The sequence below is a fragment of the Nocardia grenadensis NBRC 108939 genome (genome assembly GCF_001613445.1).
Lineage (GTDB): Bacteria > Actinomycetota > Actinomycetes > Mycobacteriales > Mycobacteriaceae > Nocardia > Nocardia grenadensis.
The window spans coordinates 140683-162160 of sequence record NZ_BDCJ01000003.1 but is presented as its reverse complement, the minus strand read 5'-3'; the positions used below and the strand labels follow the sequence as shown (position 1 = coordinate 162160).

Here is a 21478-nt window from a genome sequence, read left to right as displayed (position 1 = left end):
CGTGTGGGAGATCCGGCTATCCGGACCGCTCGGGTCCGGCCGCCCGGCCGACGGTGTGCAAATGCCCGAGAGCCCGGGCATAGGAATCGAACAGACCCGTCTCGCAGTAGGGCACGCCGATATCCGCGCAGTATTTCGCGACGATCGGCTGGGCACGCCGCAGGTTCGGCCGCGGCATCGAGGGAAACAGATGGTGTTCGATCTGGTAGTTGAGACCACCGAAGGCGGTATCGATCACGACCCCGCCGCGGACGTTACGAGAGGTGAGAACCTGGCGCCGCAGGTAGTCGGTGGTATCGCCGACCGGGAGTACCGCCATACCCTTGTGGTTGGGTGCGAACGTGGTGCCCATGTAGAGCCCGAACAGGCCCTGCTGTACGGCGATGAAACCGAGTGCGTGCAGTGGCGGCAGCACCAGGAAGACGACGGTCAGGTACCCCACGGCGTGCGCGGCCAGAAGCGCGGCCTCCAGGCCGCGCCGGGGGATATCGCGCCGTACGATCGCCCGGACACTCGAGAAGTGCAGGCTGAGCCCTTCCAGGAGCAGCATCGGGAAGAAGAGCCACCCCTGGTAGCGGAAGATCAGCCGGCGCAGGCCGCGCCCGGTGCGCGCCCGGACGGTCGAATGGGCCAGCACACCCATGATGTCGGGATCGGCGTCCTCGGTATTGGGATGCGCGTGGTGCCGGTTGTGATTGCTCGTCCACCAGCCGATGCTCACGCCGATGGCGAGATTGCCGAAAAGCGCGCCGAGCAGGTAGTCGGCGCGGCGGCTGCCGGCGATCTGCCGATGCCCCGCATCGTGGCCGAGGAAGGCGAACTGAGCGAAGAGCGCGGCGAGGAAGGCGGCCGTGGCCAGCTGCCACCACGAATCACCGACCAGGACGAACGCGGTCCACCCGCCGGCCAGTGCCAGCAGTGCGGCCCCGCCCTTCCAGAGGTAGTAGTGAGGGCGCCGGTCCAGCAGGCCCGCGTCGCGCACCTGCCGCAGCAGTACCGCGTAATCGCTGTGGCGTGCGGGGCGGGGCGGCGCCTCGGGAGGTGCGGAGACCTCGATCCGGTCGACAGGAACAACATGTGTGGCGGCATTTGCCGTCATGTACTCACCGATCTGTGCACGGGTGTCGCTTCACCGGTCGACGGACCGGCACCGCGCGCCCGCCGTCCTTGCCGACTGTCGCGTTCACCCTACCTGCGTCCCGGGCGTCCGGTTGCCCGGCGGGCATAATCGGGTGGTGATGTCCGCGGCCCGGGCGGAGGGGGGTATCTCCGGGGCGGCCCGGTGACCGGCGGACGGGCCGATGTGCTGGTCACCGGCGGCTCGCCCGGAAGTCGCCACGGAATTCCGGGTCACCGGAGACGTTCACCGAGAGCTGTTGCGGGGTAGCCTCTTCTGAGGTGGATCGACCACTCGGGGAGGTTCTGTGCTGTTCTTATCGGCTGCCGCGGCGGTTCTCGTGGGCCTCGTACTGACCGACCTCTTCGGATTCGGGGTCGGCGGTTGGTTCATCGTCGTCGGTGTGGTGCTCACCATCGCGTCCGCGGTGCGCAGGTTCCGGCGGAGCCGGGCTCCGCTACGTTCCTCCCGCCGACGTGGTGTCACCGGCACGGCCGCGGCCGGTGGGTGGTACCTCGGAAGTGGTGGTGGTGACGGCGGCAGCGGCGGAGACAGCGGCTGCGGTGGGGGCGGCGGTGGCGGCTGCGGCGGTGGCGGAGGTGGCGGTTGTGGTGGCGGTGGGGGCTGACCCGGGCCGGCTTCGGCGCCGGCTCGGGAAAAACTAGAACCTGTTCTTGCTAAGCGGGCTCGGTTGCCCGATGCTGGGGCGATGGATATCGGGATCGCACTACCCACCATGTGTCGCGGGTACGACCGGGCGGCCACCGTCGATTGGTGCCGGCTCGCCGAGCAAGGCCCCGTCGCCAGTATCTCGTGCGGCGAGCGGATGACCTTTCACAATCAGGAGATGTGGACGACTCTCGCCGCGGCCGCCGCGGTCACCGAACGGGTGCGGATCTTCGCCAACCTGTCGGTTCTGCCGGCTCATCCGGTGGCATTGGTCGCCAAACAGGCGGCGACGATCGATGTGCTCTCCGCGGGACGCTTCGCCCTGGGCGTGGGAGTCGGGGGCCGCGGCGACGACTATCGCAGCCTCGGCTCGGGTTTCGAACGCCGTCACGATCGGCTGGATCGCGCGGTCGCGGAGTTGCGCGCGCTGTGGGCCGGGGAACCGGCCGTCGCCGGAGGCGATCGGCTCGGGCCGCCGTGCGTGCAAACCGGCGGACCGCCCGTGCTCGCCGGCGCCCTCGGCCCGAAATCGCTCGCGCGCGCCGCCCGGTGGGCCGACGGAGTCGTGGCGTTCAGCGTGGGCGGAGTGCCCGCCGAGGTCCGCTGGTCCGCCGAGGCCGCGCGCCGCGCCTGGGCCGAGGCGGGCCGGGACGCGCCGCGTCTGGTGAGTGGATGCTTCTACGCGCTCGGTGTGCCCGAACCCGAGGAGGTGCTCCGCGATTTCACCGCGGAATACCTGGGCTTCCTGGGTGGCGAGGCGGCCGCGGGAGCAGCGTCCTCGATGAAGACCTACGACGCCGCGGCACTGCACCGCACGCTGGACGCCGCCGAGGAAGCCGGGTTGGACGAGTTCATCCTGGTTCCGAGCGCGGTTCCGCTCTCCGTTCTGGAGGAGACGCTGGACCTGATCTCCTCCCGCTGACGCGGCGCATCAGCCTTCGGGCTGGAAAAACGAGCAGCGCACAACCCGTCACGGTCTGCGATATGTGCCAGGACCCGGCCGGTGCGTGGATGAACGATCCGGCCGGGTGGTCACGGACTCCGTCGTTGACGTTGCCGGACACCACGAACACTTCTTCCGGCCGGGCCGGTGCACGTCGACGCACTCCCACCGGCGGCCGGGTGCCATCTCGAGAACATGGGCCGAGGCACCGTCGCGGCCGGACCGCAGTGAGCGCAGGCGGATACCGGGAACAGCTCCCGGACGGGTGCGTCGGCCAGGGTGGACCAGGCGTACCTGCGGCGCCGCTTCCACACGCTACTCGGCACCACGCCCGCGGCCTACCGGCGCGCGTTCCGCGGCTGACGCGCCAGGTGCCGGGCCGACCGGCCGCTCCCACGGGCGGGAGGGCGGATCGGGGCGGCGGCTGGGCTAGGCTCGAGCGCGCGCCCGGCAGGGCGGCTCACCCGAAACACCGCTGTTCCGGATCCACCGCAGATTGCCGGATTTCACGGCCCGATCGTCCGTCGAACGAAAGCGAAGCAGCTATGCCCAGCCAGCGTCGGGTGCGGTCGAGATACCTCGTCCTCGCTACGGTGTTCCTGGTGGAGGTGGCCGTGCTGGCCGGTGGAGGGCCTGCCACGGCATCCGAGCTCGATACCGCCTGTGGTACCGCGCTGTCGGCCGCGGAACTCACCGAGATCGTCGAACTGTCCGATACCTCCACGGATTACGGCGAGAGCTCCGGTTCGTCGCTGGACCGGCTGGAACGGGCGGTCGAGCGGCACCGGCGGATCACCGAGATCCTGGTGGCGCACCGGGATCGGCGGGGCCTGCTGGCCCTCGGGCTCGACGCGGTCGAACAGGCCGCGGTGATGCCGCTGCAACGTGATCCGGCCGCGTTCGACGACCCGGAGTGGGCGCATCGCATCAGTCTCGATCTGCTGCTGCGATTCCTGCGCAATGTGCACGCGGAATTCACCGGAGCACCCACCGAACCCCAGTGGAACCACTATTTCCGGCTCGCCCACCGCTGCGAGCTGTCGCCGGCCCGGGTCGCGATGGCGGGCTACAACGCCCACCTCACCGTCGACCTGTCCCATGCCGTCGCCGCCACCGGTGCGACCCCCACCGACGCGCCCGATTACTTCCGGATCGTCGACGCGATCGCGAGCCACGGGTCGCTCATCGTCGATCTCACCCGAGAGCTATATGGCGGCGATCTGGGTCCGCTGTGGCGGTTCTACTTCCTGGGGGAGGGGCTCGACGCCGTACTGGGCGCGGGCGTGGCCACCGGCCCGCTGTTGCGGCTGGCCGATCTGGGCGCCAATGTGGTGATCTTCGGCAACGGTCTGGCGCTGCAGGATCCGGCGGCCGCACCCGCGGTACGCGCGGAGATGGACGTGTTGTGGCGCAGCGCCGACGCCGCGTTCGAGGTGCTCGCCGCGAACGGCGCCTTGTGACGCCCGTGCCGCGCACATCATCGGTACGCGGCACGGCCGGGAGCGGGTAGCGGTCAGGCGCCGACTTCGTCGAGCCGTCCGGTGCCGACACCGAAGACGAAACCACGCAGTGACGAGGTCCTGGTGATGAACGGACCGGTCTCGATTCGCCGGAGCGACTGCCGCACATCCTCGTTCAGATCGGAGAAGGCCTCGGCCGGCCAGGCGGGTTTGATACCGGTCTCATCCTGGATGCCGCGTGTGAATCGTCATCGGTGAAGGTGAGCATGCCGCAATCGGTGTGGTGGATCAGGATGATTTCATTGGTGCCCAGCAGCCGCTGACTGATCGCCGGCGAGCGTATCTCGTCATCGGTCACCACCCCGCCCACATGACATGCGCCTCGCCCTCCTGGAGGCCGAGAATCCGGTAGACGTCCAGCCGGGCATCCATGCAGGCGACCACCGCGACGTGCTTACTGGGCGGCGGGGGCGAACCGCTGAACTGTTCCGCGTAACGCGCGTTGTTGGCCAGGTAGTCATCGGTCACCGTCAGTACGTGGCCACCGGTGCCCGGCCCGCTCACCGCGCCGCATGCCCGCTCGGCCGGGTGCGCTGAACGCGCTCGGGCGGCGGTCTGCCCGGCGGCTACAGCGCCACACCCGACCTCCTGGCGCGGCGCCGATCATCGGATCCGAACTCGTGCCGCGCGCCCGGCATACAACGACGTGGCCGCGCCCGGATCGGCGGTGGTGGTGTGCGCGGCGGCGACCGCCGGTGTCACCAGTGGGTCGCGGCTGTCGTAAACGAGCCGATCGGTGGCTCCGAGTGCGGCGAACCCGGGCGCATCCACCCTGCGCGGCCCAGGTCCCGATTGCCCCGGGTCACCCCGGGTATCGCCGAGGGCAGGCCGATGCCGATTCGCCCCGCGGTCTCCTTCGAAGCTTCGCATGCCCGTAAAAGACTGTCGTGCAAGCAATCTCGGGTATCTCTTGGGGTACCCACGCCTCCATGCGGAGGACGCCGTATCCGGGGTCCGTGGCCGCGGACCCTGGACCCCGGCCGGGCCCGGTGACACCGGCCGGACGGGCGGCGTCGGACACCGCCCGTTTACCGGGGTGGACGGCAATCCGTTACGATCGTGACTGCCTCTCGGTCCAGCAACCGGCCGCTGAGTCTGCGAGCGTGCGCTGTGTCGCCGTCGTTTCCTGTGTGATCGGAGGCTGGGTGTCGATGCCTGCTGGCGAGTTCGGCGGTGACCTTGCGCGGTGATATTGCCGGAGCGGATCTCGGTCCGGCCGACAATGCGGGCTGGTTCGAGCGAGAACCCCTCGTGCTGCTGGTGGAAGACGACCCCGGGGACGCCCTGCTGGTCGAGGAGTTGGTGGCCGACGCCGAACGCGGGATGCGCCTGGAATGGGTGCGCACCCTGTCCGAGGCGGCCGCGCGGCTCAGCGTCGAGGTGCCCGACTGTGTCCTGCTCGATCTGCGGCTGCCCGACGCCCAGGGGCTGGAAGCGGTGGCCCGGATCCGCGCGCACAACGACCGCGTCGCTGTGGTGGTGATGACCGGGCTCGACGAGGAGAGTACGGGACTGGCGGCCCTGGCCTCGGGAGCGCAGGACTATCTGGTCAAGGGCCGGGTCGAGCCGGAATTGTTCGCTCGCGCGGTGCGCTATGCCATTCAACGTAAACAGGCCGAACGCACCAGCGCGGCTCTGCAGGCCAGCCAGATGCGGGCCCAGGAGAACGCCCGCCTCGAACGAGGGCTGCTGCCGACGCCGCTGCTCGGTGCCGACCGCGCGGTGGACGTGGTGGCGCGGTACCGCCCGGGCCGGGACCATTCGCTGCTCGGCGGCGATTTCTACGATGTCGTCCAGGATCCCGGCGGGATTGTGCACGTCATCATCGGCGATGTCTCCGGCCATGGACCCGACGCCGCCGCGACCGGTGTCGCGCTGCGGCTGGCCTGGCGGACCCTGGTCCTGTCCGGTGTGACCGGTTCGCGGCAGTTGCGGCTACTGGAGCAGGTACTGCTGGCCGAACGGACGGACCGCCAGACCTTCGCCACCGCGACCGGTCTCACGCTCGATCCGTCGACGAAACGGGTCCTGGTGCGGCGCGCCGGGCATCCGGGCATGCTGCATCACCGCGAGGGGGGCCTGTGCTGGCTCGAGGTTCCCGGCGGCGCTGCGCTGGGCTTCATGCCCGGCCGGGCCGAATGGCCGGCTACGGAGATCGAGTTGGCTGTCGGCGCCGGACTCATGCTGTTCACCGACGGTCTGTTCGAGGGCCGGGTCGGCCTCGACGGCGCCCGGCTCGGGGAAGCCGGTCTGCTGGAGGTCGCGCGGACCGTCCCGGTGGGCCGTCCCGAGTTGTTCGTCGACGAGCTGATCGGGCGGGTCGAGGAACTGGCCGGGCCGGCGGGCGGTCTGGACGACGACCTGGCCATCATTCATGTGTGCTGGAACGATGGGCGAAAGGGTGGACTCCGGTGACGAACGCCGACTCCCGGGTGGTGGGCCGGCTGACCGCGCAGGCGTGGTTTCAGCTGGTCTTCGCATTGATGATCCTGGTGGTCCTGATCGGTGCGGTGGCGGGTGCCCAGGTCATCTCCAACACCAACGATGCCACCGACCGGCTGGCCCGGCAGACCCTGCCCGCGTCCGCGGAGGCGTACCGGTTGCAGAGTGCGCTGATCAACCAGGAAACCGGTCTGCGTGGTTATGCGATCTCCGCCGACCCCCAGTTCCTGGAGCCCTATGTCGAGGGCGCCCGGGAGCAGGACCGGGCGGCCGCGCGGCTGCGTGAACTGCTGGCCGACCGGCCCGACCTGACCGCCGATCTCGACGTGATCGAACGCGGAGCGCAGCAGTGGCGCGGCGAGTACGCCGGCCCGCTCGCGGCCAGTACGTCGCCGGAGAAGGCCAGGGCGCTGGCCGCGAAGACGGCCGTACGCGCCAAAGGAGTCTTCGATCGGTTGCGTGTCGCGTTCTCGGTGCAGAACGACGGACTGGCCGCCGCCGTCGCCGCGGACACCCGGGCGCTGGAACACGCCCGAACCATTCGCGACGTGGTACTGATCGGCATGGTGACCGTCCTCCTGCTGACCGGGATCGTGATGACCGCGCTGCTGCGCCGACTCGTGGTACGCCCGCTGGCCGCCCTCACCGAATCGTCGCTGCGGGTGGCCGACGGCGAGTTCGACCGTCACATCGACAGCCGCGGTCCGGCCGATATCGTGCAGGTCGCCGCGGCCGTGGAGGATATGCGCACCCGGATCGTGGCCGAACTGGGTTCTTCGCAGTCACAGAGCACCCTGCTGCGCCGGCAAAAGGCGGAACTGGATCTGCAGGCCGACGAACTACGCCGGTCCAATGCCGAACTGGAGCAGTTCGCCTATGTGGCCTCCCATGATCTGCAGGAGCCGCTGCGCAAGGTCGCCTCGTTCTGCCAGCTGCTGGAGAAACGTTACGGTTCCCAGCTCGATGAGCGCGGTAAGCAGTACATCGACTTCGCCGTCGACGGTGCCAAACGGATGCAGGTGCTCATAAACGACCTGCTCACCTTCTCCCGGGTGGGCCGGGTCAGCGAGGGTGCGCAGCCGGTGCGGTTCGGTGAACCGCTGGACAAGGCACTCGCCAATCTGTCGGGCGCCCTCGAGGAGACCGACGCCGTGGTCGAGCGGCCGGACGAGCTTCCCGAGATCATGGGCGAGCCGACCCTGCTGACCATGCTGTGGCAGAACCTCATCAGCAATGCGGTCAAGTTCCGGCGGCCCGACCACGCACCGGTGGTGCGCATCGAGACCGGGAATTACGCCGACGATCCGGCGCTGCGGCTGTTCTCGGTCACCGACAACGGTATCGGCGTCGCACCCGAATTCGCGGAGAAGGTGTTCGTCATCTTCCAGCGGTTGCACGCCCGCGATGAATACAGCGGTACCGGCATCGGTCTGGCGGTCTGCAAGAAGATCGTCGAATACCACGGCGGCACCATCTGGCTCGACACCGAGAACACGGCGGGGACCCGCATCTGCTTCACCCTCCGTACCGTCGAGACCGAGCCGGCCGCCGAAGCCCCAGCAGTGCCCGCCGCCGCGACGGAACCCGTACCCGAAGGAGAAACCGTATGACCGTACCCGGCCAGCCGATCGATATCCTCCTCGTCGAGGACGACCCGGGTGACGAGCTGATGACAAGGGAAGCATTCGAGGACAACAAGATCGGGAATACGCTGCACGTTGCCCACGACGGGCAGGAGGCGCTGGACTTCCTGTATCGCGCCGGCCCCTACACCGACGCTCCCCGCCCCGATCTGATCCTGCTCGACCTGAACCTGCCCAAATACGACGGCCGGCAGGTGCTGGAGAAGATCAAGGCCGATCCCGACCTGTCGCATATCCCGGTGGTCGTCCTGACGACCTCCGCCGCCGAAGAGGACATCCTGCGCAGCTACAAGCTGCACGCCAACGCCTATGTCACCAAACCGGTCGATCTCGACCAGTTCGTGGCGGCGATCAAGCAGATCGACGACTTCTTCGTCCAGGTGGTCCGGCTGCCCCGCGCCCGTTAGTCGCGGGGCAGCCGGCCGCGGTTCAGGACGCCGCGGGATTTGTGCCCGCGGCGAGCGCGTCCGCCAGCGAGTCGTGCACCGACAGTAATTTGTCGAGACCGGTGAGTTCGACGGGACGGCGGACGGCGTCGGAGACGACCACGCGCAGGCCGGCACCGGGGTCGGCCGCCTCGGAGATCACCAGCAGTACGCTCAACCCGGCCGATCCGAGGAAACCGACCTCCGACATATCCACGACCAGTGGGTCCCCGCCGCGCTGGGCGTCTTCGAGAGCGGCCTGCAGCTGGGGCGCCGACGCCATATCGACCTCACCCTGCACCGTGACGACCGCGGTTCCGGCCTCCGCCCGCACCGCTACATCGAGCAGGCGGGGCGCGCTGTCGCCGCTCATCGCCGCTCCTCCGGCTCGCACTTCGTCACTTTTCCACCTCTGCAGTATCGAGGCCCCGCCGCGCGGAACGCGACCGGGGCCGGCACAGACTTCGTAACGAAATCTACCCGATCGCGAAATAGTAGTCACCGGCGCCGGCCGGACCGTCGACTGCGTAATCCATACCACGTTTGAGTCGAGCGGAGGGGCGACCACCGGGCGTGATCCACAACGCACCGGGCTGCCGCGTCGGGCTCGGGAACCCTCCGCGGGACCGGTCGAATGCTCCGGGGACGAATGGGTATGGCTAGCAGTGAGCACAGAGTCCCGACAGGACAGCAAGCCGAACGCCACGGACCCGGTACCGCCTACGCCGTCCGTCCGGCGAGACCTACAGGAGGCGATCAGGTGACGACGACCCGCCCGTCCGGGCTGGACAGTCCGCCGACCCGATGGGAATTGCAGTTTCCGGCGAAAGCCGACAGGTTGGCCGAGGTCAGGCACCGGACACAGGAGTGGCTGGCGCACTGTCCGCTCGGCGAAGATCAGACCTATGATGTGCTGCTCGCTGTGGGGGAGGCCTGCGCGAACGCGGTCGAGCACGGCCACCGCGGTGATGGCGGCACCATCCGGTTGCGTTTCGAGCTGGAGGCCGGCAGCCTGCACATCACGGTGGCCGATCACGGCTGCTGGAAGAGTCCCGATCCCGGCCCGGACCAGGTCCGGGGCCGGGGGATGGCGATCATCCGCGCCCTGGTTCCGGAGGTGGAGGTCATCATCTCCGCCAGCGGCACGACCGTCGAGATGCGGATTCCCTTACCCCGGTGAACCCGGCCACCTCGGTCGAGACGGCCGCTCTGCGATCGTGGTCTCCACTCGCCTGCCGTCTATCCGATCACCGGTATCCAGGCCGCGGGTGGGTCCACGGGCACCCAGGCGCTCGCCGAACGGCTACCGCGCTCGGCGCACGTCCGCGGTGACGCTTTCCGTCGGTTCGTGGTGAACGGCCGCGCCGAGATGGCCGCCGATCCCCACATCGGAGACCATGGACCAGTTGCGGCTACGTCATCGTCCGGCGGCGGCCGCCTCCGATGAATACACCCGTGCCGGGTTCGCCGCGCGCCTCCAGGATGTCGTACTCGGCGAATTCCTGCCGTGGACGATCTGGCGGATCCGGACCGATCCGCTCTATGTCGTCGTGCCGGCACCGCGGGCCGAGGCGGTGGCCGCGCGGGAAGCGGGCCCGGCCGAGAACTCCTATGGAGCGTTCACCGTTTCCGCGCTCGACACCGTGCTGTGCGAGACGACGCCGCGAGTGGGCACCTGGCTCGATACATCGGATCTCACCGTCGCGGAGACCGTCCCGGCCGGTGCGCAGCCGGTACGTCTCGAGTGCGGACGTGCGCGCACCGGGGCGTCGAAGCCGGTCAGCGGCGCAGGACCTTGCGGGCGGTCCAGTTGCCGAGGAACTGGATGCCCTGCACCCCGGCGATGATGATCAGGGTCGCCACCAACGTGACCTCCCAGTCGAACCGCTGGTATCCATACACCAGGGCGAAATCGCCGAGCCCGCCGCCACCGACCGTGCCCGCCATGGCGGACATGTCCACTATGGCGATGATGACGAAGGTGTAGCCGAGGATCAGCGGGCCCAATGCTTCGGGAATGAGCAGCGTAAGGATGATCCGCAGTGGTCCCGCGCCCATCGCGCGGGCCGCCTCGATCACGCCGGGATCCACCGTGACCAGGTTCTGTTCCACGATCCGGGCGATCCCGAAGGAGGCGGCCACGATCATCACGAAGGCCGCCGCCTCGGTGCCGATGGTGGTACCCACCACTTCGAGCGTGACCGGGCCCAGTGCGGCCAGCAGGATGATGAACGGAATCGGGCGCACGATATTGACCAGCACATTGAGGACCCAGTTGATCGGGCTGTTGGCCAGCAGCCCGCCCTTGCGGGTGGTATAGAGCGCGGTGCCCAGGAAGAGCCCGAGGAAGCCGCCCACCACGAAGGTGAGCAGCACCAGGTAGAGGGTGGTGCCCACGGCCTCGGTGAGGATCGGCCGCAGTTTGTCCCAATCGGTGTCCATATCGGTCCTCGCTACCGCTGGTCGAGTTGGGCGATCACCTTGTCGACGGCTTCGTCCGGGCCGTCGAGTGCGAGGGTGATACTGCCGAAGGTCTTGTCCTGAAGAGTGCTCACGCCGCCGTACACCACCTCGAAGCCCACGCCCGCCTGCGCGGCGGTGGTGAGGGCGGGGCCGATACCCCGCGCATCGTCGATATCGACGGTCACCAGCCGGCCCCGGTGCAGTTCGTCGAGGCGGCGGAGTTCGTCGGGGCCGGGGCGATTGTGCGACACCGTGTCGACGAACGATCGGGTCGGCGCGGACTGCGGGGTGGCGAACACGTCGAAGGTATTCGCCAGCTCCACGATCCTGCCTTCGGCCAGCACCGCGACCCGATCGGCGACCGCGCGGATCACATCCATCTCGTGTGTGATCACCACGATGGTCACCCCCAGTTCGGTGTTGATCTTGCGCAGCAGGCGCAGCACCTCACCGGTGGTTTCCGGGTCCAGCGCCGAGGTGGCCTCGTCCGCCAGCAACAGCGACGGCGAGGTGGCCAGCGCCCGTGCGATACCCACCCGCTGCTTCTGTCCACCCGAGAGTTGGTCGGGGTAGCTGCGGGCCTTGTCGGACAATCCGACGAAGTCGAGCAGCTCGGCGAGTCGCTCCTTGCGTTTCGCGCGCGACCAGCCCGCCACCTTCAGTGGGTATTCGATGTTCCCGGCCGCCGTCCGGGAGCGGAAGAGATTGAACTGCTGGAAGACCATGCCGATATCGCGGCGGAGCTGCCGCACCCGCGCCTCCGGCACCCCGGTGATCGGGGCGCCGGAGATCTCGATGGTGCCGCTGGTGGGCTTCTCCAGGGCGTTGATGAGCCGAACGAGAGTGCTTTTACCGGCCCCCGAGTAGCCGATCACGCCGAAGATCTCGCCCTTCTCGATCCGGAGATCGATATCGGACAGTGCCGTATCCGCGCGCTTGCCGGTGCGGAAGACCTTGGTCACCGACCGGAATTCGACCGCCGGTGCCGCGGACTCCGGACCGGCCGCCTCGCTCACTTCCCGTCGCGGATCGTCTGCTGGACCCGCTGCAGAATGGGCTCGAGCTCGGGGCCGCTGCGCCGGACCTCCACCGAGGTGCTCTTGGAGGATTCGGAAACCGCCTGCTGGACCTCGGGATCGTGCCAGATCTCGACCAGCCGCTGGTATGTCGGGTCGGACTTGTCCTCGGCCCGCGTGACGAATGCGTTGATGTACGGTTCGGCCCCGGGACTTGTCGGATCGTCCTTGTACAGGGCCGAGAGCGGATCGACACCGGAGCGTTCGAGATAGGTGTTGTTGATGATGGAGCCGTCCACCGAGGCCAGTGACAGCGCGGTCTGCGCCGCGTCGACGGGGGTCACCTTCACCTTGGACGCACCCCGGTCGATATCGGCGGGGGAGGGCGCCCGGGTGTCGGAGGACAGTTTCACCAGACCTGCGGCCTCCAGGACGAACAGTGCGCGCGCCTGGTTGGAGGGGTCGTTGGGAATGGCGATCTGGCCGCCGGCGGGGATATCGGCGACCGACTGGTGTTTCTTCGAATACAGGCCCAGCGGGACGATCTGAGTGGCCCCGATCGGGGTCAGGTCCGCATTGTTGGCGACATTGTATTCGCCGAGGAACTGCAGGTGCTGGAAGAGATTGACGTCGATCTGCCCCTGTGTGAGGGCAATATTGGGCTGGGAGTAGTCGGAGTAGTTGGTGATCTGCAGGGTGATGCCCGCATCCCGGGCCTTCTGTTCGAACACGTCCCATTCCGGAGTGCTCTCGGTGGTACCGATCCGCACCACATCCGCGGAGCCGGCGTCACCCCCACCACAGCCGGTGAGGGCGAGTGCCGCAGCGATGGTCAACGCCGGTATCGCCAGTACTCGTGGGAATTTCAACGCCTGCTCCCGAATGCTCGTGGCCGTATGGACTCGACCATCCAAGCGGCGGGTACCCGGGCCCGGCAACGGTTGGGATTGTGCTGAACGAAATCCTGGCCGGAGCCGGCGGTGACCGCCTGGTCTGCATAGGATGCGAGGTCGGTGACGTCGAATCTTCGAGTACGACGATTCGGCCGTACTGCGGGCCACCCCCGTCGAACTGGAAGCCACGTTTCGGGACGGCCCGGACCGCGGTGAGTTCTTCGGCCCACCCACCGGCGGCCCGCCGCGGGTGGCCACCGGAAGTCGATTCGGTAGGGGCGAGTTTCGAGAATCCGGCCGCCACCGATTTCTGGGTCACGCCGGGCTCCATGGCACAGTTCCCGACCGGGCCGCTGGTGCCCGCCGGCCTGGCCGGACAGGTCGCGGCGGTACCCGGAGTTGCCTCGGTGAATCCGGCTCAGCCGGCGTTCGCCGGTGTGGACGCGGGCCGGGTCCTGCTCCAGGGCTTCTCGGCCGCGGCCGACAACACCCGGCTCCGCGCGGAGATCACCCCGGAGGTGGATTGGGAGCTGGTCACCGGCGGGGGTGGGTGATCATAGCAAGTTTGATTGCCACTTCCGAGCCCCACGCCACCGTGCCCTATGGACAGATGGCTGGACAGGTGTAACCATCGGTGTACAGCCGGGAGGGCGCGGCTGTATCGACCGACGAGAGGATCCTGCGCATGAGCAACCGGGAACAGGTGGGCGGAAACGGCGGTGGCCGGCGATGAGCACCCTGCATCCGTGTGAGCGCGTCGGTCTGGAATTCATCGACAACGCTCCCTTGCGGTTCAGCAACAGTGTGGATCTCGCGATCACACCGGTTCAACTGTTCGAAGTGCTGGCCGACGCCGAATCCTGGCCGCACTGGGCGAGCGTGATCACCAAGGTCACCTGGACCACTCCCGAACCCCGGGGCGTCGGTACCACCCGGGTGGTCGATATGCGTGGCGGGATCGTCGGCGACGAGGAGTTCCTGGTCTGGGAGCCGAACACCCGGATGGCATTCCGTTTCAACAGCAGCTCCACCGGTGCGCTGGCGGCGTTCGCCGAGGATTACCGCATCGTGGAGACCCCCGAGGGTTGCCGGCTCACCTGGACGCTGGCCCAGAGACTGGCCGGTCCCGCCCGGTTCACCGCGTTCCTGGCCACCCCGGTGATGAATCTGGCGTTCCGGCGTTTCCTGGCGAACCTGCGCCGCTATACCGATCAGCGCTTCGCGACCGCGCCATCGTGAGCGGTCGAGCCGCGGGCATCGCTTTCCGGTGCCCGCGGCTCGTCGCCCGCTCAGCCCATCAACAGTGAACCCGCCAGCCAGGCGGCGAGTACCAGGACCAACCCGAGCAGTGCGCCGGGGTACAGTGCCCGGCCGCTACGCGCGGCATTGACAGTGGTGGCCGCGCCGATCAGGAAGCCGAAGCAGCCGCCGAGGACGATGATCCAGTTACCCGTGCTCGGATCGGCGCTGCAGTCCGCACGCCCTTCGCACACCCCAGTGGCGAGCAGGAACCAGGGGGAGATCACCACCGAGACGATCGCCAGCGTCGCGAGCAGGAACCACAGCAGTGCCGTGATCACCAGATCGGGCTCCCGGGGCGCGGGAATGGGCGCCCCACGGCCGTAGACGTCGTCGGGGATGGGGGAGACGGGGTAATGGGTGGAGATCTGGTCAGGGAACATATGCCTCGCGATCGCTCGAGCCGACTGGGGGGCCGCCGGATAATACTCAGGACTTTCCCCTGTGCCGCAACTGATCCGGCACCGCGCGCGACACTACACGGCGCACGGTTTCGGGGCATTCGCTGCCGCGGTATCGACAGCCCTGCGTGATACGAGCAGTGGAGACGGCGATGCGTGCGCTGTACACGGCCGAGGCGCCCGGAAATCCAGGACGGCCGCGCCGGTCGTACCCGGACCGCCGACGGCCACATCGATCCGGAGCCGAGGACCGACCGGCGCCGGACCCGCGTCAACTCTTGGCGGGCCCGGGATCTGCGGCAGTGCTCGGATCGGGCCCGATGTCCGGGGCCGCACTCGAGACCGGAGGGGACGCAGTGGCGGGTTCCGCCGCCGGAGCGGCCAGGGGAGTCGCCGCGGGCTCGGCCGTATAATTCGACGCCGTCTCGCGGGATACGGTGACCCGCCAGGGCATCCGCGGCCCGGTGGCGGTACGCGGCATGGTCGCGACGGCGATCACCGCCGATCCCACCGCGATGATCACCGCCGCGATGGCGGCGGTGGTGATGGTACCGCTGGCGACGTACTCCACTTCGTTCAGACCGGCGACCGGTTTCGACCCGTCGTTGACAGCCCAGTTGATCCAGGAACCCACCTGACCACCGAGGTCCCAGCGGCGGATCGTCATAGTCTTGAGCTGTTTCTGCCGGGCGGTCAGATAGAGCATGTTCGCGATCACCAGCAGCGCGGTGAGCACCGCCCCGCCGGTGGCGATACGGGCGAAACGTTCGGAGTTGGTCGCGATATGGATGGCGATCGCGGCGATGGTCAGCGCGATCATGCTGCTCGAGGCGACCGCCCACGAACCGGTGAGATCCGCGGCGGGTGGTGTGCCCTGCGCGGACCAGACCGTCAGATACCGAGTGGTCGAGTCGACTTGGCCGAACGGCGTCGCCGCGGCCATACCGTCCGGTCCGTGCGCGACCATCCAGTGCTTGAACATGAGGATGAAGACGATGACGCCGCCCAGAGCGGTGATCACATATCCCCATTTGCCGCTCATCGCCGGCGCGGTGCGGATATCCTCGGCGTGTTCGGCCACGCGCCGCAGTCCGGACCGGGCGAGGGTCCGGCGTCGTTCCCAGACCTCCGATCGGGCACCGGCGGATGCAGACGGGCCCGGCTCCGCTGTCGCGGTGCGAACCGTATTCGACGCGGTGTCGCCGTCACCTCCGCTCGCTCCCCACGGGCTCGGTTTGACCATCAACCCAGTGTAATTCTGCGTCCACCACTGGGAACATGCCGCGAATCGGCGGTGGCCGGTGCGATTTCTGGTCAGGCGGCGTCCGACTGCCGGCCGTTCGCCACCAGATCGACCACGACATCGCGGACCACGGTCTGGATCAGCTGGGCGTGCTCATGGAGCGCCACCGGGTCCGGCCCGCCGTCGGCTGCCGGGGCTGCGGTGATCTCGACGAGATCGTTGACGATATGACAGAGCGCGATCAGGCGTCGCACCATGTCCCGCCGCTCGGCCGGCGGTAGTACTTCGGGGTTCACGTCTCTGTCATCGTCGGTGGTCCCGGAGTTGTTTCGTCCCCGATCCGAGCGCCCGGCCGTTGTCCGCGGCGCACGAACCCGCAGGGCTCCGCCGAGCGCGGGCCGGCCGGTCCGCGATGCTCGCCCGGCCTCGGGCCGGCCACCGGGATGATCGGCTACGGTGAGGCCCGATCGGGTCGGGACCACAGCCGGGAGAACGAAGGTGACGATGCGCCGGGCGCTTGTGTCGATGGCGAGTGCACTGTGCCTGCTCGTGGCCGCGTGCGGCGCGCGTGACGACGCCGACCGGCCCGAGCGCGGCCGCGTCGTCTCGGTGGCGCCCGTCTTCGAGATGACCGCCGCCGAGACCGATGACTATCTCGCCGAGTGGGAATACCCGGTGGCCGGGGCGAACGGTGTCCGTGCCCACCGGGTCGTGTACGAAACAGTCGCGGCCGACGGGACGCCCATCACCGCCAGCGGACTGGTGGTGGTCCCGGATACCGGCGTGCGGCGGTTGCGTGTGGTTTCCTACGCGCACGGAACCACGGTGCGCCGCGACGAAGCACCGTCGGCGGACGGCGAGACCGAACGGGCCCGCACCGTCCAGTTCGCCGCCGCCGGCTACGCGGCGGTCGCCCCGGACTATCTGGGTCTCGGGGAGGGCCCCGGTTTCCATCCCTACGCTCACGCCCCCACCGAGGCCTCCGCCTCGGCGGATCTGCTCTCGGCGACCCGTTCGCTACTCGCCGACCAGGGCCGCGATCTGGACCCGGGCGTGCTGGTAACCGGGTTCTCCCAGGGCGCCCAAGCTGCCCTGGCGCTCGCCCGGGAGCTGAACGACGGAGCGGTCGAGGGTTTCGCCCCGGCCGCGGTCGCCGCGGTGAGCGGCGCCTACGCCGTACAGGAGGTCCAGGCCCCGGCCGCGCTGGACGGCCGGGTGGAGGGCCGGCGGGCGGTGCTGTACCTGGGTTACTGGATCACCGCGATGAACCGGATCTACCACCTCTACGACGATCCGGCCGAGGTGTTCCAGCAGCCCTACGCGCAGCGGATCGACGGACTCTTCGACGGCCGTCATGATCTGCTGGCCGTGTCCTCCGGGCTTCCGGACACCCCGCAGAAATTGCTGACCCCGCAATACCTGGAACTGGCACGTAACCCCACCGGCGCCGCCCTGCGGGCCATGGCCGACAGCGATACCGTGTGCGATTGGACCGCGAAGGTACCGGTCCGGTTGTTCGCCGCCCCCGGGGACCGCAGTGTCCCCTTCGAGAACTCACTGCGCTGTACCAAAGCCGAACTGGGTGCCTCCGCCGAACTGATCGACCTCGGCGATATCGACCACGGCGCCACCATCCGGGAGGCCCTCCCGCGGATTCTCGACTGGTTCCGGAAAACGCAACCGCCCGCCTGAACCGGGTGGTTCGGGGCGGGCGGTGCGGGTCCGGAGCACCGGGAGATCAGTGCATGAGCACCGGGGCCGGTGTATCGGAATCGGACTTCGCCACCGCGCTCGCCTTGCGCGGAAGGAGGACGGAGAAGCCGAGGGTGACCAGGCACAGCGCGAACGCCACCCAGAAGCTGCCGGCGTAGGCGTCCGACATCTCCCCGAGCATGACCGTTTCGAACTTGTCGCCGAGGCTCGCGATGTACTGCAGCACCGACGGATCGGGCTGTTCACCGGTGCGCTGGGCCTCCATCATCGCCTGCCCGGCCGATACTGCCTCGGAGTTCTGCATCCGGTTGGTCAGTACCACCGAGATCACCGCGACACCCACCGAACTGGCGATCTGCTGAATGATGTTCAGCAGCGTGGAGCCGCGTGCTACCTGCGCCTCGTTCAGCGTGCGCAACGCGGCCGTCATCAGCGGCATCATGGTCAGTCCCATGCCGAGACCCATGACGAACAGCACGCCGAGCACATAGAAGTAGGAGCTGTCGGCCTCGATCTGGGTGAGCCCGAACATGGTCGCGGTGAGAATCGCCAGACCCACCGGAACCACCCGGCCGACGGGCATCTTGTCCACCAGCATGCCGGCGATCGGCATGGTGAGCAGCGACCCGATGCCCTGCGGCGCGACCAGCAGTCCGGCCAGCAGCGCGCTTTCGCCCCGCACCTGCTGGAAGTAGGTGGGGATCAGCAGCAGCCCGCCGAAGAAGGAGGCGGCGAACAAGAACATCGTGACCGTGGCGACGGTCAGGTCGCGATTCTGGAACAGCCGCAGATCCAGCAGCGGATTCTTGGGCTTGAACGAGTAGAACACGAACGCGACCACCAGCGCCCCGCCGACCAGCATGGTCGCCCACACCTTCGGCGTGGCGACGGTCCCCTCTTCCGGGATGGAGGAGATGCCGTACAGGAACAGCGCGAGACCCGGCGACAGCATCAGCATGCCCACGAAATCGAAGGACTCCCCGGCGCGCGGCTCGTCCTTGGGGAGGATGAACCAGGCGTAGACGAGCGCGATCACGCCGAGCGGCAGGTTGATCAGGAAGATCCAATGCCAGGAGGCGTCCTCGATGAGCCAGCCGCCGAGGATCGGGCCCAGGATCGGGCCGAGCAGCATGGGTACACCCAGGATGGCCATCAACCGGCCCATCCGCTCCGGCCCCGCGGCTTTGGTCATGATGGTCATACCCAGCGGCATGAGCATGCCGCCGCCCAGGCCCTGGATCACCCGGAACCCGATGAGCGCGCCGATGTTCCAGGACAGCGCGCACAGCACCGAACCCAGGGTGAACAGCACCAGGGCGGTCATATAGAGCCGTTTGGTACCGAAACGGTCGGCGGCCCAGCCGGTCAGCGGGATCACGGTGGCGAGCGCGAGCGTGTAGGCCGTGACCGTCCAGGCCACCGTCGAGTAGTTGGCGACGTCGAATTCGGTTTGGAACGTCGGCATCGCGACGTTCACCACCGTGATGTCCAGGATGGACATGATGGCGCCGAGAACCACGACACCGGCCAGTTTCAGGACCGATGCGTCGATTCTGTCCGAAGCCCCCGCGTTGGTCGCGGGGGCTGGGCTTGCGTTCACGAATTGTCTCCTGACGATGCGGGGGGGCACGCCACGACGTTGTGTATGGCCCCGGACTCGAGCACGGCGTTGAGGACCCGTCCCAGGTCCTCCCGTAAAGCCTCGGGCAAGCGGTGGACGACCGTATCGATCGTCGCGCGGTGGACGGCGATCTGATCCCAGGTGAGCCGTTGCCCGTGTTCGGTGGGACCGACGAGCTTGACCCGGCGGTCGGTCGGGCTTTCCTGCCTGGTGAGCAGCCCGAGGCGTACCAGCCGGTCGACATTGCGGCCGGCCGCGGTCATCGACAGGCCGAGTTCGCCCGCGATGGTGTGGATCGGTTGTGGCTCGTGGCGACGGACAACAGTGAACAGCACCCGGGCCTGCGAGAGGGTCAGGTCGAGTTCGGCGAGCCGATCGACGCCTTGCCACCGTCCGGGGTCGCAGACGGCGAGCACGAAGTGCTCGATGAGAGTGCTCGTCTCCGACTCATTTGCCACCGCGCGATCATATGGGCGTCCGTAATAGTTGCGGAAGCGGGAATATCTCGTATGTGACCGGAACCATAGCGGAGCGAGCGGCGGAATCGCACCGGAGTGGGCGCTCCGGTAGGCCCCGCAGCGAATAATCACATTCGGGCCCCGGAGATCAAATCAGACCCCGCGCGCCGTGCCGTCCGCGAAGAAGGCCAGCAGCAGCTCCGCCACTCGTGCGGGCTGTTCCAGATGCAGGAAATGCCCGGCTCCGGGTACGGTCACGGCGCTTCCGCCCGTCGGTGCCAGAACCTGGGCCACCCCGGCGGTGAATGCCGGGTGCACAGTGGTGTCGGCGTCACCGTGCAGATACTTCATGGGAACGCGCGGCGCGCCGTCCCAGTGCCGGTGGAGGCCGGCGTAGCGGTCGGCCGGCTTCCCGGCGACCCGGACGAACGCGCGATAGTAGGACAGGGCCGCGGTCCGGTGGGCGGCGGTCGGGAGCGCGGCCAGGGTATGGGCGATATCCGTTTCGGCCTCGTACCCCGGTGACCAGTCGTGCCACAACCGAGGTATCAGCCGATCGAGCGAGCGCTCGGAGAGGCCCGGTAGCTGGTTGAACAGGATGTACCAGCTGAACCGTAGCTGCCGCAGGTACGCGCCCACGCCGGCGTCCCGGCGTGGGCGCAGGGCCGGAACCGGCGGGACCGCGAGCGACGCTACCCGGTGGAACGGGCAATCCGATTGGGCCGCAATGGTGTTCGTGGTGAGTGCGCCCCAGTCGTGACCGATCAGCACGGCGTCCGCGGGGGCGCCGAGTGCGCGATACAGCGCGAGCGCGTCGTAGGCGAGCGCTCCCAGATGATAGTCGCCGTCCTCCGGCACCGCGGTCGGCGCGTAACCCCGGGTGAACGGTGCCACCACCCGGAATCCGCGGTCGGCGAAAGTGGGGCCGAGATGACGCCAGGTCCAGGCGCTGTCGGGAAAACCGTGCAGACACAGGGCGAGTCGGCCCCCCGGATCGCCCCAGGCGAGTGCGGTCATCGACAGGTGCGGTAACCGGAATTCGACGGTCTCGGGCAGATCGGCCTGACGCGCGCCCATGGTTCGTCCTCTCGTTCGGCCCCGTCACGGTAACCCGGGTGGATCGATCGCGCCCCGGCATCGCCAGCCGCGACCGGAGCGGTATGCTCACATCCCCCGGACGAGGTCGCTGTGCCGGCGCTGCGGGCAAGCGCGGTCATTCGCACAGCCGCGGGGTAGCTGATGTCATATCTGGCAAGGTAATCGGTGATCGGAGGAGCAAGCCCATGGCGCGCAAGGTCGTCATCAGTTTGATCGATGACCTCGACGGCGAATCACCCGCGGCCGAAACTGTGGTGTTCGCGTTCGAGGGCGTGACGTACGAAATCGATCTGACCGAAGCCAACGCGGGGGAAATGCGCGCAAGCTTCGGTAAGTGGACCCCGTTCGCCCGCAAGGTGGGTCGGGCCGCGCGGACCAAACGGGAGCGACCGGTCCGGTCGGCCTCGGCGAAGGTGATCCGGGAGTGGGCGGTGCGCAACGGACACGAGGTGTCGACGCGTGGCCGGATACCGGCCGGAATCCTGGCCGCCTTCCGCCGCGTCAACGGGTAGCG

The 21478-nt window shown here is 68.4% G+C and carries 22 protein-coding genes and 2 pseudogenes; 11 read left to right on the top strand and 13 right to left on the bottom strand.

Going from position 1 to position 21478, the window contains the following annotated elements; genetic code table 11:
* Window positions 1-16: 16 nt before the first annotated feature.
* On the bottom strand, window positions 17-1099 hold the full coding sequence (locus NGR01S_RS03030) for a fatty acid desaturase family protein (protein WP_063034623.1): 1083 nt from the start codon (window positions 1097-1099) through the stop codon (window positions 17-19).
* A 325-nt stretch (window positions 1100-1424) separates the two neighbouring features.
* On the opposite strand from NGR01S_RS03030, the gene NGR01S_RS31830 reads away from it, so the two are divergent.
* Together NGR01S_RS31830 and NGR01S_RS03020 are read left to right on the top strand one after the other, a co-directional pair.
* Window positions 1425-1745, top strand: a complete 321-nt coding sequence (locus NGR01S_RS31830; protein ID WP_084480311.1) for a hypothetical protein — start codon at window positions 1425-1427, stop codon at window positions 1743-1745.
* Between the two features lie 81 nt (window positions 1746-1826).
* On the top strand, window positions 1827-2708 hold the full coding sequence (locus NGR01S_RS03020) for an LLM class flavin-dependent oxidoreductase (protein WP_063034622.1): 882 nt from the start codon (window positions 1827-1829) through the stop codon (window positions 2706-2708).
* A 25-nt stretch (window positions 2709-2733) separates the two neighbouring features.
* On the opposite strand, the pseudogene NGR01S_RS33085 reads toward NGR01S_RS03020, so the two are convergent.
* Window positions 2734-3058 (bottom strand): annotated as a pseudogene (locus tag NGR01S_RS33085) (cupin domain-containing protein); the annotation flags it as partial.
* Window positions 3059-3274: 216 nt separating this feature from the next.
* Here NGR01S_RS33085 and NGR01S_RS03015 point away from each other — a divergent pair.
* Window positions 3275-4189, top strand: a complete 915-nt coding sequence (locus NGR01S_RS03015; RefSeq protein ID WP_063034621.1) for a DUF5995 family protein — start codon at window positions 3275-3277, stop codon at window positions 4187-4189.
* Window positions 4190-4242: 53 nt separating this feature from the next.
* Here NGR01S_RS03015 and NGR01S_RS03010 read toward each other — a convergent pair.
* A pseudogene (locus tag NGR01S_RS03010) lies at window positions 4243-4723 on the bottom strand (beta-class carbonic anhydrase).
* Between the two features lie 699 nt (window positions 4724-5422).
* Here NGR01S_RS03010 and NGR01S_RS03005 point away from each other — a divergent pair.
* The 3 genes from NGR01S_RS03005 to NGR01S_RS02995 all read left to right on the top strand — a co-directional run bounded on the left by NGR01S_RS03005 (window position 5423) and on the right by NGR01S_RS02995 (window position 8741).
* Window positions 5423-6664 carry a PP2C family protein-serine/threonine phosphatase gene (locus NGR01S_RS03005; RefSeq protein ID WP_084480309.1) on the top strand — a complete coding sequence of 414 codons (1242 nt, stop codon included), beginning with the start codon at window positions 5423-5425 and terminating at the stop codon, window positions 6662-6664.
* Window positions 6665-6732: 68 nt separating this feature from the next.
* Window positions 6733-8301: a sensor histidine kinase gene (locus NGR01S_RS03000; protein ID WP_084480377.1), complete on the top strand. Its 1569-nt coding sequence runs from the start codon at window positions 6733-6735 to the stop codon at window positions 8299-8301.
* The gene (locus tag NGR01S_RS02995) at window positions 8298-8741 is read left to right on the top strand and encodes a response regulator (protein WP_063034619.1); all 444 of its coding nucleotides are present in this window, start codon (window positions 8298-8300) and stop codon (window positions 8739-8741) included. The genes NGR01S_RS03000 and NGR01S_RS02995 overlap by 4 nt, the downstream gene beginning before the upstream one ends.
* Window positions 8742-8763: 22 nt before the next feature.
* Here NGR01S_RS02995 and NGR01S_RS02990 read toward each other — a convergent pair whose 3' ends face one another.
* Window positions 8764-9132 carry an STAS domain-containing protein gene (locus NGR01S_RS02990; RefSeq protein ID WP_063034618.1) on the bottom strand — a complete coding sequence of 123 codons (369 nt, stop codon included), beginning with the start codon at window positions 9130-9132 and terminating at the stop codon, window positions 8764-8766.
* Between the two features lie 387 nt (window positions 9133-9519).
* Between NGR01S_RS02990 and NGR01S_RS02985 the strand changes: the two genes are divergently transcribed.
* On the top strand, window positions 9520-9939 hold the full coding sequence (locus NGR01S_RS02985) for an ATP-binding protein (protein WP_063034617.1): 420 nt from the start codon (window positions 9520-9522) through the stop codon (window positions 9937-9939).
* Between the two features lie 599 nt (window positions 9940-10538).
* On the opposite strand, the gene NGR01S_RS02975 is transcribed toward NGR01S_RS02985, so the two are convergent.
* Genes NGR01S_RS02975 through NGR01S_RS02965 form a run of 3 tightly spaced genes read right to left on the bottom strand, consistent with a single transcriptional unit; the run spans window position 10539 to window position 13107 of the window.
* Complete coding sequence (locus tag NGR01S_RS02975; protein WP_063034616.1) at window positions 10539-11201, bottom strand: methionine ABC transporter permease; 663 nt, start codon at window positions 11199-11201, stop codon at window positions 10539-10541.
* 11 nt (window positions 11202-11212) lie between these two features.
* Window positions 11213-12238 carry a methionine ABC transporter ATP-binding protein gene (locus tag NGR01S_RS02970; protein WP_063034615.1) on the bottom strand — a complete coding sequence of 342 codons (1026 nt, stop codon included), beginning with the start codon at window positions 12236-12238 and terminating at the stop codon, window positions 11213-11215.
* A complete protein-coding gene (locus NGR01S_RS02965; protein ID WP_063034614.1) occupies window positions 12235-13107 on the bottom strand; it encodes a MetQ/NlpA family ABC transporter substrate-binding protein in 873 nt (290 codons plus the stop codon). The genes NGR01S_RS02970 and NGR01S_RS02965 overlap by 4 nt, the downstream gene beginning before the upstream one ends.
* A gap of 80 nt (window positions 13108-13187) precedes the next feature.
* Here NGR01S_RS02965 and NGR01S_RS02960 point away from each other — a divergent pair, with 80 nt between their 5' ends.
* Both NGR01S_RS02960 and NGR01S_RS02955 read left to right on the top strand, forming a co-directional pair.
* On the top strand, window positions 13188-13685 hold the full coding sequence (locus tag NGR01S_RS02960) for a hypothetical protein (RefSeq protein WP_063034613.1): 498 nt from the start codon (window positions 13188-13190) through the stop codon (window positions 13683-13685).
* Window positions 13686-13869: 184 nt separating this feature from the next.
* The gene (locus NGR01S_RS02955) at window positions 13870-14370 is read left to right on the top strand and encodes an SRPBCC family protein (RefSeq protein ID WP_174551659.1); all 501 of its coding nucleotides are present in this window, start codon (window positions 13870-13872) and stop codon (window positions 14368-14370) included.
* A gap of 50 nt (window positions 14371-14420) precedes the next feature.
* Here NGR01S_RS02955 and NGR01S_RS02950 read toward each other — a convergent pair whose 3' ends face one another.
* From NGR01S_RS02950 to NGR01S_RS02940, 3 genes are all read right to left on the bottom strand, one after another.
* Window positions 14421-14813 carry a hypothetical protein gene (locus NGR01S_RS02950; protein WP_063034611.1) on the bottom strand — a complete coding sequence of 131 codons (393 nt, stop codon included), beginning with the start codon at window positions 14811-14813 and terminating at the stop codon, window positions 14421-14423.
* A 289-nt stretch (window positions 14814-15102) separates the two neighbouring features.
* Window positions 15103-16074 (bottom strand): hypothetical protein, encoded by a 972-nt coding sequence (locus tag NGR01S_RS02945; RefSeq protein ID WP_157107089.1) that lies wholly within the window; start codon window positions 16072-16074, stop codon window positions 15103-15105.
* A 71-nt stretch (window positions 16075-16145) separates the two neighbouring features.
* The gene (locus tag NGR01S_RS02940; RefSeq protein ID WP_063034609.1) at window positions 16146-16370 is read right to left on the bottom strand and encodes a hypothetical protein; all 225 of its coding nucleotides are present in this window, start codon (window positions 16368-16370) and stop codon (window positions 16146-16148) included.
* Between the two features lie 208 nt (window positions 16371-16578).
* Between NGR01S_RS02940 and NGR01S_RS02935 the strand changes: the two genes are divergently transcribed.
* On the top strand, window positions 16579-17766 hold the full coding sequence (locus NGR01S_RS02935; RefSeq protein ID WP_157107088.1) for an alpha/beta hydrolase: 1188 nt from the start codon (window positions 16579-16581) through the stop codon (window positions 17764-17766).
* A gap of 46 nt (window positions 17767-17812) precedes the next feature.
* Here NGR01S_RS02935 and NGR01S_RS02930 read toward each other — a convergent pair whose 3' ends face one another.
* From NGR01S_RS02930 to NGR01S_RS02920, 3 genes are all read right to left on the bottom strand, one after another.
* Window positions 17813-19387 (bottom strand): DHA2 family efflux MFS transporter permease subunit, encoded by a 1575-nt coding sequence (locus tag NGR01S_RS02930; protein ID WP_245664409.1) that lies wholly within the window; start codon window positions 19385-19387, stop codon window positions 17813-17815.
* Window positions 19384-19866, bottom strand: a complete 483-nt coding sequence (locus NGR01S_RS02925) for a MarR family winged helix-turn-helix transcriptional regulator (protein ID WP_063034607.1) — start codon at window positions 19864-19866, stop codon at window positions 19384-19386. The genes NGR01S_RS02930 and NGR01S_RS02925 overlap by 4 nt, the downstream gene beginning before the upstream one ends.
* A gap of 153 nt (window positions 19867-20019) precedes the next feature.
* Complete coding sequence (locus NGR01S_RS02920) at window positions 20020-20943, bottom strand: alpha/beta fold hydrolase (RefSeq protein WP_063034606.1); 924 nt, start codon at window positions 20941-20943, stop codon at window positions 20020-20022.
* A gap of 206 nt (window positions 20944-21149) precedes the next feature.
* Between NGR01S_RS02920 and NGR01S_RS02915 the strand changes: the two genes are divergently transcribed.
* Window positions 21150-21476 (top strand): histone-like nucleoid-structuring protein Lsr2, encoded by a 327-nt coding sequence (locus NGR01S_RS02915; protein WP_063034605.1) that lies wholly within the window; start codon window positions 21150-21152, stop codon window positions 21474-21476.
* Window positions 21477-21478: the final 2 nt, after the last annotated feature.

What these genes read in the sequence shown, in the direction of transcription:
- NGR01S_RS03030 (WP_063034623.1), bottom strand. Translation starts at nt 1,099, where the DNA reads ATGACGGCAAATGCCGCCACACATGTTGTTCCTGTCGACCGGATCGAG.
- NGR01S_RS03020 (WP_063034622.1), top strand. Translation starts at nt 1,827, where the DNA reads ATGGATATCGGGATCGCACTACCCACCATGTGTCGCGGGTACGACCGG.
- NGR01S_RS03015 (WP_063034621.1), top strand. Translation starts at nt 3,275, where the DNA reads ATGCCCAGCCAGCGTCGGGTGCGGTCGAGATACCTCGTCCTCGCTACG.
- NGR01S_RS03000 (WP_084480377.1), top strand. Translation starts at nt 6,733, where the DNA reads ATGATCCTGGTGGTCCTGATCGGTGCGGTGGCGGGTGCCCAGGTCATC.
- NGR01S_RS02995 (WP_063034619.1), top strand. Translation starts at nt 8,298, where the DNA reads ATGACCGTACCCGGCCAGCCGATCGATATCCTCCTCGTCGAGGACGAC.
- NGR01S_RS02990 (WP_063034618.1), bottom strand. Translation starts at nt 9,132, where the DNA reads ATGAGCGGCGACAGCGCGCCCCGCCTGCTCGATGTAGCGGTGCGGGCG.
- NGR01S_RS02975 (WP_063034616.1), bottom strand. Translation starts at nt 11,201, where the DNA reads ATGGACACCGATTGGGACAAACTGCGGCCGATCCTCACCGAGGCCGTG.
- NGR01S_RS02950 (WP_063034611.1), bottom strand. Translation starts at nt 14,813, where the DNA reads ATGTTCCCTGACCAGATCTCCACCCATTACCCCGTCTCCCCCATCCCC.
- NGR01S_RS02945 (WP_157107089.1), bottom strand. Translation starts at nt 16,074, where the DNA reads ATGGTCAAACCGAGCCCGTGGGGAGCGAGCGGAGGTGACGGCGACACC.
- NGR01S_RS02935 (WP_157107088.1), top strand. Translation starts at nt 16,579, where the DNA reads ATGCGCCGGGCGCTTGTGTCGATGGCGAGTGCACTGTGCCTGCTCGTG.
- NGR01S_RS02920 (WP_063034606.1), bottom strand. Translation starts at nt 20,943, where the DNA reads ATGGGCGCGCGTCAGGCCGATCTGCCCGAGACCGTCGAATTCCGGTTA.
- NGR01S_RS02915 (WP_063034605.1), top strand. Translation starts at nt 21,150, where the DNA reads ATGGCGCGCAAGGTCGTCATCAGTTTGATCGATGACCTCGACGGCGAA.